Origin of the sequence: Leeia oryzae DSM 17879, from assembly GCF_000376945.1 — a bacterium.
Classification (GTDB): Bacteria; Pseudomonadota; Gammaproteobacteria; order Burkholderiales; family Leeiaceae; genus Leeia; species Leeia oryzae.
In genome coordinates this window covers 186,109-196,753 of sequence record NZ_AQXU01000019.1, presented here as the reverse complement: position 1 = coordinate 196,753, position 10,645 = coordinate 186,109, and the positions used below count along the sequence as shown (strand labels likewise).

Below are 10,645 nucleotides of genomic sequence, written 5' to 3'. Positions count from 1 at the left end.
CGGGAACTGGGTCAGGCCGTTCTTGGTTTGTTCTTCCAGGGTCATTGGCATGTCGGATGCGCCAAAGTCCACGGTTTTAGCCGTAATCTGCTTGATGCCGCCACCAGAGCCGATGGCCTGGTAGTTCAGACCCACTGCAGTTTTGGTCTTGTAGGCGTCAGCCCATTTGGCGTAGATTGGATACGGGAAGGTAGCACCAGCGCCAGTGATGTCGGCAGCGAATGCAACATTGCACAAGGCAGAAGCTACAGCAGCACCTGCGATCACCAGCTGGAATGAACGACTCTTGATAGACATGCAGAACCTCAATAATGTTTAAGTGTTGAAGCCTGCACTTTAACGAGTGAATGTTATGGTTTTGTTACATTGAGAAAATTTTTTGAAATAACCGTTCGCACCGGGGTGTACAACGGCATTTCTCCCCAGATTATCGTCAATGCAGAATCTGCATCAGCCCCTGTACTCCCATGATCGTACCCACGACCATCATCAGCAGGCTGGACAGATACGGCATCTTGCGTGCCACGCTGCTCAGGTTGCCAAACCGCTTGCTGACCTGATTAGCGCCCCATGCGGCAATCACGCCTACGCTGACCATGGAAATCGCCAGCCCCAGGCTGAACGACGCCACCATGGCAGCCCCCAGAGTAAACCGCTTCAGGTGCAGGCAGATGATGAGAATGGTGACAGAAGCCGGGCACGGTATCAGCCCGCCCGACAAACCAAACAGCGCGATCTGACCAGTGCTGACGGTACGCCCTTCAAAACGGCGCTTGATGTCTTCGGCGTGTGCACGTTCGTGGGCGTCCTGATACTCGGCGCTCAGGGCAAAGCCGTGATGATGACTGTGATCGTGGTCATGATGGTCATGACCGTGATGCGCATGATCCTCATGGTGGTGATGGTGGTGCGCATGGTCGTGATCATCTTCAGAAAATACCACCTCGAACACATGCTGATGATCATGGTGCCCAATCGCGACATTGACGATGAATGCATGGGGCTCAGCAATCTCTTCTGCCGACTCCAGATAATCACCTTTGTCCAGCAGGGTAAATTGCTGATGGCTACCATCTGGCCGAACGGTTTCCAGCGTCAGGTGTGCATGGGAATCCACCGGCAGGGATGTCAGGTGGTGGTCCAGACGATGCAGGCGGAATTTTGGCGGCATGCCGGTTTCGGCAATTTCCACTTCCAGCAGGCCATGTCCGGTATTGATGACCTGTCCGCCATGCGGGGCTTGCTGGTGCGCTGCGGCCGCCCGGTTATCCCAGCGGGTGCGGAAAAACATCCACAGCGCAACCCCGACCACGATGACCGCCGATACCACCATGAAATATGGCTCGGCTTGCTCGGCAATCAGGTGGTTACCAAATTTGAGCGCCACAGCGGCCAGCAGCCAGACGATCAGTGAATGCGAGAGCGCCGCGCACAAGCCCAGCAACGCAGCCTGGGCTACCGACCCGCGAATGGCAATGATAAAGGACGCCATCATGGTCTTGGAGTGACCAGGTTCCAGCCCGTGGAGAATACCCAGCAGGATGGCGGTCGGGATAAACACCCACAGGTTGGTGGTTCCTTGCTGGATCAGTTCTGCAATCGGCGGCATGTCTGGGCTTTCGGCTATAATGGTTGACTGCGACAAGCGCATTGGATGGGGTGCAGTATACTATACCCCAGTATATTATCCATGACTGGATGTGACTTTTCTGACCGGAACGATATGGCTCATACCATCAAAGACAAGAAGAAACTGCTGACGCGGGTACGGCGCATCAAGGGTCAGGCCGAAGGCATTGAACGGGCGCTGGAGCAGGAGACGGACTGCACAGCTGTCTTACAGCAGATTGCAGCAATAAGGGGCGCCGTAAACGGGCTGATGGCAGAAGTACTGGAAGGCCACCTGAGAGACCACCTGGGGCCGAATGTGACGGATGTCCAGCAACGCACTGCCGAGCTGGACGAGGTGGTCGGTATTCTCAGGTCTTACTTGAAATAAACATGCAGGCTGTAGGGATCAGACCCCTGCCAGCCGGCGCTGTGCGCGGTCCCGGCGCTCACGTTCGTCACGGAAATGCGCCATGGTTTTGGCCACAAAGTCGATGTGCGCCTCGGATGCCGCCCTTGCGGCGACCGGGTCCCGGTTTTCGATAGCCTGCCAGACAGCTTCGTGCTGTTCCAGCAAGGTACCGGCTACCGGACCACTGGCAAACAGGTTGGCAATGTTGTCTTCAATGTTTTTGTGCAGCATGTGCAGCAGGCTGCTGACCAGATGCGCAAACAGCACGTTGTGCGATGCTTCCGCCACTGCCTGGTGAAACGCCACATCTGCGGCCGACTGTGCGGCCAGGTCTTCCCCTTCGTACGCACGGCGCAACTTGCCGATCAGGTCTTTCAGATGCGCCAGGTCGGCATCGGTCGCCCGCTCGGCCGCCATGCTGGCCACCACACCTTCAATGGCACGCCGGAACTCCAATACATCACCATGCAATGCGGTATTTTGCCGGATTAGTTGCTCCCACGGGTCTGAAAATGCCGTCTCCAGCTGGTCGGAGACATAGTTACCCCCACCCTGCCGGCTGATGATGCGTCCTTTGGCCACCAGTTTCTGGATGGCTTCCCGCAGCGATGGCCGCGACACCCCCAACTGCTCTGCCAACACCCGCTCTGCCGGTAAACGCGCGCCCGGCTTTAATACGCCCTCGATAATCTGGCTTTCCAGCTGCTCCATGATGGCATCGGCCAGCCGCGGCACATTGACTTTTTGGTACACCATATCCTGCTTTCTGATTCCTGAACCGCCATTTTACCTGAGCCAGCCGTGTTGTTCACCCGATACACCGGATGAACGGCGGTTAAACACACCGGACTGTCATTTTCTGATGCGGTCTGGCCGCTATCCCGCCACGGGGCTTAAACCGATAATTTGGTCTTACCAATTTTAAATTCTAATCAGAATAATTGATGTTCGCAAACAAAAATCGTGGATTGACTTCGGTTTATTTTCATAATAAATTATCAACCAATAACAAATATTGGTAATACCAATTTACAAAGGACAAAGAGATGACAGCCAACACCCCTGACTCTACTGTGTCGGGCAAACCCGGTTACCCTACAGATGTCTATCTGTTCGGAACCTGTCTGCTGGATATCTTCATGCCTGATGCAGGCATGGATGCCATCACGCTGCTAGAACGCGAAGGCATTCGTGTGCATTTCCCCATGGACCAAAGCTGCTGCGGCCAGCCGGCCTATACCAGCGGCCACCCCAAAGAGGCACGTGATGTAGCCCGTGCCCAACTGGGACTGTTTCCCGAAGCCTGGCCGATTGTAGTGCCCTCCGGCTCTTGCGGCGGCATGATGAAGCATCACTGGCCAACGCTGTTTGCCGGCGAACCGGAAGAAGCCCTGGCAAATGCATTGGCAGCACGGGTGGTGGAATTTTCTGACTTTTTACTGAATACCCTGGACTGGCAGCCGCAGGACCAGGGCCAACCCGCCAAAGTGGCGGTACACACCTCTTGTAGCGCCCGCCGAGAAATGAACGTGCATAAAACCAGCTGGGCGCTGGTAGACCGTCTGCAACACGTCGAACGCGTCGTCCACGACCATGAGTCCGAATGCTGCGGTTTTGGCGGGACGTTCTCGGTCAAGCATCCGGACATTTCCGGTGCCATGGTCGCGGACAAAGCCAATTCGCTACAAAACAGTGGTGCCGTCGAATTTGTCAGTGCCGACAGCGGCTGCCTGATGAACATCAACGGCAAGCTGGCCAAAGACGGAAATACCCGATTTGCCGGCAAGCACCTTGCCACCTTCTTGCTGGAACGCACCGGAGGCAAATCATGAGCGCACGCGACAACATTCTGGGCAAGCTGAAAGCTGCGCCCGTCACCCCGGTGATCGAACCTGATACCGCTGCCCACTTTGCCCGCTTTGCCTCTACTGCCAGCAAGCTGGAATTGCTCAAACACTGGGCAGCAGCGATGCGCTCGGTCAAAACCGAGATCATCTGGGTGACAGAGTCCAACTGGGCCGACAAACTGGCCGCCCGCGTCACCGCCACCAATCTGCCAGACTTGCTGGTTTCTGATACCCCACACGGCACGAAAGCCCGTGCCGCACTGGCGAATAGCGATGTGACTGTGAAGGTCTTCGACCGTCCGGTAGATGAATGGAAAGAATCCCTGTTTAACGACGTCAGCGCCAGCCTGACCCGCTGCCTGTGCGGCATTGCCCAGACCGGCACGCTGGTCCTGTGGCCAGATAGCAAAGAACCACGCACCATGAGTCTGGTTCCGCCCGTGCATTTTGTGCTGTTCGACACCCAGACCCTGTACCCGAACTTCTTTACCGCCATGGACGCGCAACAGTGGTCTGCCGGCATGCCAACCAATGCGGTGCTGGTTTCTGGCCCGTCCAAGACGGCCGATATCCAGCTGACCCTGGCCTATGGCGCACACGGACCGCGTGAGGTCATCGTGCTGGCCTGCCTGCCAGAAGGAGTCAACCCGACGCTACTGGAGGATGCAGCATGAGCCAGCATACCGTCACGCTCTACCCGTCCCGCCAGTTCAAGGACAACGCGCGATCTGCCCTGGGTGATACCGAACTGCGCCACAGCCTGCGCACTGCCATGGATTTTCTGATGGCCAAGCGTTTGTCGGCCTTCCCGGACGAAAACGAGCTGGAAACCTTGCGCACGCTGGGTGAGACCATCCGCCAGCGTTGCCTGGCCAAATTGCCAACGTTATTGGAACAGCTGGAAGCCAAGCTGACCGCCAACGGCATTCAGGTGCACTGGGCAGAAACCCCGGCTGAAGCCAACCAGATCATTCAGGGTTTGATCGACCGCCGCAACGGCAAGCTGGCCGTCAAGGGCAAGTCGATGGTCAGTGAAGAAACCGAGCTGAACCACCATCTGGAAGCGCACGGCGTCACCGCGGTGGAAAGTGACATGGGCGAATACATTGTGCAGATGGCGGGTGAAAAACCAACCCACATCATCATGCCGGCCATCCACAAGACCAAGGCACAGATTGCCAAGCTGTTCAGCGAGAATATTCCCGATACACCCTACACCGAAGACGTGGACGAGCTGATCCAGATTGGCCGCAAGGCATTGCGCCACCTGTACATGAAGGCCGATGTCGGCATCTCTGGCGTAAACTTTGCCGTGGCCGAGACCGGTACCCTGTGTCTGGTCGAGAACGAGGGCAATGGCCGCATGTGCACCACGGTGCCGGATATGCACATTGCCATTACCGGCATCGAAAAAGTGGTCGAAAAACTGAGCGATGTCGTACCGCTCTATAGCCTGCTGACACGCTCTGCCATTGGCCAGCCGATAACCACCTATTTCAACATGATTTCGTCACCCCGCAAGGAAGGTGAACTGGACGGCCCGCGTGAAGTGCATCTGGTGCTGCTGGACAATGGCCGCAGCCAGGCGTACGCCGATACCCAGTTGCGCAAGACATTGCAATGCATCCGCTGTGGCGCCTGCATGAACCATTGCCCGGTATATACCCGCATTGGCGGCCACGCTTACGGCACCACCTACCCGGGTCCGATCGGCGAAATCATTTCTCCGCACCTGCTGGGTCTGGAAAACACCAGCGACCTGCCCACGGCGTCCAGCCTGTGCGGTGCCTGTGGCGAGGTTTGCCCGGTACGCATTCCCATCCCGGAAATGCTGATGCGCCTGCGCGAAGAAAGCCAGCGGCCGGCAAACGAACACGTGGCCCACCCGTTGCGCGGTCAAGGGGCCGGCAGAACCGGTAAAGAATCTATCGCCTGGCGCGTCTGGAAAGGCGTGGTCGGCAAGGCCAGCCATTACAAGCTGTTTGGCTGGACGGCCAGCCATTTGCGGGCACTGACCCCGGTCAACCAGCCGGGCTGGACCCAGAACCATGTGCCGATGAAGCCAGCGGCTAAAACCCTGCATCAACTCATTAAAGAACGCGAAGCGAAACGGTCATGACCCCCACTTTGCCCTCTAACTACCAGGCGTTTTATCACGACATCTGCGCGCAGGTGCCGGAAAGCCGCATTTTTACCGACCCGCTGTCTACCCTGGCGTACGGTACCGATGCCAGCTTTTATCGGCTGGTGCCCAAGATTGTGGTCCGGGTCGATACCGAGATGGAAGTCAGCCACATTCTGAAAACCGCCAACCTGTACCGTCTGCCGGTAACATTCCGCGCCGGCGGCACCAGCTTGTCCGGCCAGGCAGTGACGGATTCGATTCTGGTGGTGTTGGGGGACGGGTTTGATCAGGCACAAGTCTTGAACCAGGGCACGCAGCTCAAAGTACAGCCCGGGATGATCGGTGCACGGGCGAATGCCTTGCTGGCACCATTTGGCATGAAGATCGGACCGGACCCGGCCTCGATCGGTGCGGCCAAAATTGGCGGCATTGTTGCCAATAATTCGTCCGGCATGTGCTGTGGCACGCATCACAACACCTACCATACCCTGGGTCACATGCGGGTCATGCTGGTGGATGGCACCGTGCTGGATACGTCAGACGAGCAATCGGTAGCAGCGTTTCGGGACAGCCACGGCGCGTTGCTGCATCAATTGTTGCAGCTGTCTGCCCGCATCCAGTCCGACCCGGCCCTGGCAGAAAAAGTACGCCACAAATACCGGCTGAAAAACACCACCGGCTATGGCATCAATGCGCTGCTGGACTTTACCGATCCGGTCGACATGCTGACCCATCTGATGGTGGGCTCAGAAGGTACGTTAGGGTTTATCAGTGAGATCACCTTCAACACGGTGGTCGATCACCCGCACAAGGCCTCTTGCCTGGTGCTGTTCGACGAACTGGACAACTGCTGCCGTTCTGTTACGGCACTACGTGAAGGAGCGCCGGTCGAAGCGGTGGAACTGATCGACAGCCGCAGCATTCGCGCCGTACAAGGCAAAAAAGGCTTGCCGGACTTTCTGTACCAGAACATCAGCGACCAGACGGCTTGCCTGCTGATCGAAACCCATGGCGCCAACCCGGCCGCCTTGCAGGAGCAAATCCAGAAAATTGGCGATGTGCTGGCAGCATTCCAGCCCAGTGCCTACAGCGGTTTTTCGACCGACCCGCAAGTATGCGAAACCTACTGGGTGGTCCGCAAAGGCTTGTTCCCGGCCGTAGGCGCCACCCGTGCCCAAGGCACGACCGTCATCATCGAAGACGTTGCCTTTCCGATCGAAAACCTGGCCGATGGCGTCCGTGGCCTGACCGACCTGTTTGACCGCTTTGGCTACCACGAAGCCTTGCTGTTTGGCCATGCACTGGAAGGCAACCTGCACTTTGTATTTGCTCCCAATCTGGAAGACGCAGCGGAAATCCAGCGTTACGATGGTTTCATGCAGGCCGTGGCCGGGCTGGTTGCCGGCAAATACGGTGGCTCGCTAAAGGCAGAACATGGTACCGGCCGGAATGTGGCTCCGTTTGTGCGTCAGGAATGGGGTGACGATGCCTATATCATCATGTGCGAAATCAAGCGCCTGTTTGATCCGGACGGCTTGCTGAACCCGGATGTGATCATCAGCGGAAACCCCAACCTGCATCTGGAAAACATCAAACAGATGCCGGTAGCCGACCCGATTGTCGATAAATGCATCGAATGCGGCTTCTGCGAGCCCGCCTGTCCGTCCAACGGCCTCACGCTCACCCCAAGACAGCGGATTGTTTTGTGGCGCCGCATGCAGCATTTGTCCCGTACCGGAGAAGCACCGGCAGAGCTGGCATACCACCGCGCCCACTACCGTTACGCCGGCATCGACAGCTGTGCCGCCACCGGCATGTGCGCTACACGCTGCCCGGTCGGCATCAATACCGGCACGCTGATGAAGCAGCTCAAGGGCAATAGCCGCAAGCCGGCCGCAGCCCGCTTTGCCGCCAGACACTTGCGCTGGATGACGGCAGGCGCCCGGCTGGCCATCAAACTGAGCCATGTCATTGGCCGTGAACGTAGCGCAACCATTAGCCAGTCGCTGCACAAGCGCTTCCCGATCATCCCGGTGTTGCCGGTACGCATGCCCAAGGCTGCCGCCCCGTTGGCCGCCCCGGTACAACCATCGGGCAAACCGGTAGTGTACTTTGTCAGCTGCGTTAACCGCACCGTGGCCGAGGGTACAGAAAGCACCCGTAGCCTGGCCGAACATACCGTCAGCCTGATGCAAAAAGCCGGATATCAGCCGGTATTCCCGCCACAGATGAACAGCCTGTGCTGTGGACAGCCATTTGCGTCTGCCAATGCCATAGATGCCGCAGACATTGCTGCGCTGTCGCTGAATGAATCCCTGTTGCAGGCCTCGAACAATGGCGCTGTTCCGGTGTATCTGGATAACAGCCCGTGCGCCCATCGGGTCAAGCAGGCGCAGCTGGAAGGCAAGCTAGACGCCCGTCTGCAACTGTTTGATGCCGCCAGCTTCCTGCACCAGCACATTGCACCGCAGCTGAAGTTTGACCGCTCCTTGCCGGAACTGACCGTCCACGTACCGTGCAGCACCACCCAGATGGGTACCGGCAAACAGCTGGTAGCACTGGCCAGCCGTTGTGCCACGCAGGTGAACGTGCCGGATATTGCCTGTTGCGGCTTTGCCGGCAACAAGGGGTTCAGCCTGCCGGCGCTCAACGCCAACGGCCTGCGCAAACTCAAATCCAGCCTGCCATCGACCTGCCAGCACGGCGTATCGATGAGCCGCACCTGCCAGATCGGCCTCACCAGCCATACCGGCATCGAATACCAGAGCATCGAAGCCTTGCTTGATGCCTGTACCACAACCGGCACACCAGATAAGCCGGACTTTATATCCACCGAGGAGACCTCTGCATGACGACAGTTTTTCTGACCGGTTAGCGCCGGACTTCACAACCAGATAACACCAAGTGCCACCCGATGGCACACGACCAAACCGCAAAACCGCACCTGAAAAGCCACACACAGATGATGGCGTTCAGTGCCTGGAGGAACCTCTCATGCCAACATGGACACAAGTCTATGCACCTTTGGGCAGCCTTGGCCTATCGGCCCTGTTTGCTGCCATCCCGATCATTTTCTTTTTCACCGCGCTGGCCGTCCTGCGCCTGAAAGGCCACGTCGCCGGTACCCTGACCGTGCTGATTGCGCTGGTAATTGCCATTTTTGTGTACCGCATGCCGGTCGACATGGCGTTTGCCTCTGCGGCTTACGGCTTTGCTTATGGCTTGTGGCCTATTGCCTGGATCATCATTACCGCCGTGTTTCTGTACAAGATCACCGTCAAGACCGGCCAGTTTGACATCATCCGCGCGTCCGTCATTTCCGTGACCGAAGACCAGCGCCTGCAAATGCTGCTGGTGGGTTTCTCGTTTGGTGCGTTCCTGGAAGGTGCTGCCGGTTTTGGGGCGCCCGTGGCCATTACCGCTGCCTTGCTGGTGGGTCTGGGCTTTAACCCGCTGTACGCCGCCGGCCTGTGTCTGATTGCCAACACCGCACCGGTCGCCTTTGGCGCGATGGGGATTCCCATCATCATTGCCGGCCAGGTAACCGGGCTGGACCCGTTCCATATCGGCGCCGTTGCCGGTCATCAACTGCCTATACTGTCCGTTATCGTGCCTTTCTGGCTGGTGATGATGATGGATGGCGTCAAGGGTGTGAAAGAAACCTGGCCAGCCGTACTGGTTGCCGGTGCGTCCTTTGCCATTACCCAGTATTTCACCTCTAACCACGTTGGGCCGGAACTGCCAGACATTACCTCTGCGCTGGTCAGCCTGATCTGCCTGACCGTGTTCCTGAAATTCTGGCAGCCAAAGAACATCTTTACCTTTGACGGACAGACTCGCCAGACCAAGGCCAACAACCTGCAATACACCAGTGGTCAGGTGTTCAAGGCCTGGTCTCCGTTCATGATCCTGACCGCCATGGTCACCATCTGGAGTATCAAACCGTTCAAGGCACTGTTTGCCAAAGGCGGCAGTCTGGAAAACTGGGTCATCAAGTTCCATATCCCGCACCTGGATAATCTGGTCATCAAGATGCCGCCAATCGTGACCGCTGCCAAGCCATACGATGCCATCCTGAAATTTGACTGGTTCTCTGCCGTGGGTACCGCCATTTTCTTCGCGGCGCTGATTACCATGGTCATCCTGAAGATGAAACCGGCTGAAGCTGCACGCACCTTCAAGGAAACCCTATTTGAACTGAAGCGCCCTATCCTGTCGATCGGCATGGTGCTGGCGTTCGCCTTTGTGGCCAACTACTCCGGCATGTCTGCCACGCTGGCCTTGCTGCTGGCCGGCACGGGCGCTGCGTTCCCGTTCTTCTCCCCGTTCCTTGGGTGGCTGGGCGTGTTCCTGACCGGTTCTGATACATCGTCTAACGCTTTATTTGGCTCATTGCAGGCCACGACAGCGCATCAGATTGGCGTATCCGACACCCTGCTGGTAGCGGCCAACACCACTGGCGGCGTGACCGGCAAGATGATCTCTCCGCAATCCATTGCCGTGGCATGTGCAGCGGTGGGGCTGGTGGGCAAAGAGTCCGACCTGCTGCGCTTTACCGTGAAGCACAGTCTGATCTTCTGCACGTTTGTCGGCATCATGACCTATGTGATGGCGTACTTTATCTAAGTACAAAATATGCAGTGAACTGATTGC

Annotated in this window: 9 protein-coding genes; 6 read left to right on the top strand and 3 right to left on the bottom strand. The window is 57.5% G+C overall.

Annotated elements, in window-relative coordinates:
* On the bottom strand, positions 1-297 hold a 297-nt coding region (locus tag F552_RS0106555; protein WP_026182361.1), incomplete at its 3' end, for a substrate-binding domain-containing protein.
* Between the two features lie 136 nt (positions 298-433).
* Entirely contained in the window at positions 434-1,609 is a 1,176-nt protein-coding gene (locus F552_RS0106550) for a nickel/cobalt efflux transporter (protein ID WP_026182456.1), read from the bottom strand.
* Between the two features lie 114 nt (positions 1,610-1,723).
* On the opposite strand from F552_RS0106550, the gene F552_RS0106545 reads away from it, so the two are divergent.
* Entirely contained in the window at positions 1,724-1,999 is a 276-nt protein-coding gene (locus F552_RS0106545; RefSeq protein ID WP_018150933.1) for a metal/formaldehyde-sensitive transcriptional repressor, read from the top strand.
* Positions 2,000-2,017: 18 nt separating this feature from the next.
* On the opposite strand, the gene F552_RS0106540 is transcribed toward F552_RS0106545, so the two are convergent.
* Complete coding sequence (locus F552_RS0106540) at positions 2,018-2,776, bottom strand: FCD domain-containing protein (RefSeq protein WP_018150932.1); 759 nt, start codon at positions 2,774-2,776, stop codon at positions 2,018-2,020.
* Positions 2,777-3,066: 290 nt separating this feature from the next.
* Here F552_RS0106540 and F552_RS0106535 point away from each other — a divergent pair, with 290 nt between their 5' ends.
* The 5 genes from F552_RS0106535 to lldP all read left to right on the top strand — a co-directional run bounded on the left by F552_RS0106535 (position 3,067) and on the right by lldP (position 10,618).
* Positions 3,067-3,852 (top strand): (Fe-S)-binding protein, encoded by a 786-nt coding sequence (locus F552_RS0106535; protein WP_018150931.1) that lies wholly within the window; start codon positions 3,067-3,069, stop codon positions 3,850-3,852.
* The gene (locus F552_RS0106530; protein WP_018150930.1) at positions 3,849-4,541 is read left to right on the top strand and encodes a LutC/YkgG family protein; all 693 of its coding nucleotides are present in this window, start codon (positions 3,849-3,851) and stop codon (positions 4,539-4,541) included. Before F552_RS0106535 ends, F552_RS0106530 begins: the two co-directional genes overlap by 4 nt.
* The gene (locus F552_RS0106525; protein ID WP_018150929.1) at positions 4,538-5,986 is read left to right on the top strand and encodes a LutB/LldF family L-lactate oxidation iron-sulfur protein; all 1,449 of its coding nucleotides are present in this window, start codon (positions 4,538-4,540) and stop codon (positions 5,984-5,986) included. Before F552_RS0106530 ends, F552_RS0106525 begins: the two co-directional genes overlap by 4 nt.
* Complete coding sequence (locus tag F552_RS0106520) at positions 5,983-8,844, top strand: FAD-binding and (Fe-S)-binding domain-containing protein (RefSeq protein WP_018150928.1); 2,862 nt, start codon at positions 5,983-5,985, stop codon at positions 8,842-8,844. The genes F552_RS0106525 and F552_RS0106520 overlap by 4 nt, the downstream gene beginning before the upstream one ends.
* 142 nt (positions 8,845-8,986) lie before the next feature.
* On the top strand, positions 8,987-10,618 hold the full coding sequence (lldP, locus tag F552_RS0106515; RefSeq protein WP_018150927.1) for an L-lactate permease: 1,632 nt from the start codon (positions 8,987-8,989) through the stop codon (positions 10,616-10,618).
* The last annotated feature ends 27 nt before the right edge of the window (positions 10,619-10,645 follow it).

Excerpts from the sequence above, each read along its gene's own strand:
- F552_RS0106550 (WP_026182456.1), bottom strand. The coding sequence starts at position 1,609 with ATGCCGCCGATTGCAGAACTGATCCAGCAAGGAACCACCAACCTGTGG.
- F552_RS0106525 (WP_018150929.1), top strand. The coding sequence starts at position 4,538 with ATGAGCCAGCATACCGTCACGCTCTACCCGTCCCGCCAGTTCAAGGAC.
- F552_RS0106520 (WP_018150928.1), top strand. The coding sequence starts at position 5,983 with ATGACCCCCACTTTGCCCTCTAACTACCAGGCGTTTTATCACGACATC.
- F552_RS0106540 (WP_018150932.1), bottom strand. The coding sequence starts at position 2,776 with ATGGTGTACCAAAAAGTCAATGTGCCGCGGCTGGCCGATGCCATCATG.
- F552_RS0106530 (WP_018150930.1), top strand. The coding sequence starts at position 3,849 with ATGAGCGCACGCGACAACATTCTGGGCAAGCTGAAAGCTGCGCCCGTC.
- F552_RS0106545 (WP_018150933.1), top strand. The coding sequence starts at position 1,724 with ATGGCTCATACCATCAAAGACAAGAAGAAACTGCTGACGCGGGTACGG.
- F552_RS0106535 (WP_018150931.1), top strand. The coding sequence starts at position 3,067 with ATGACAGCCAACACCCCTGACTCTACTGTGTCGGGCAAACCCGGTTAC.
- lldP (WP_018150927.1), top strand. The coding sequence starts at position 8,987 with ATGCCAACATGGACACAAGTCTATGCACCTTTGGGCAGCCTTGGCCTA.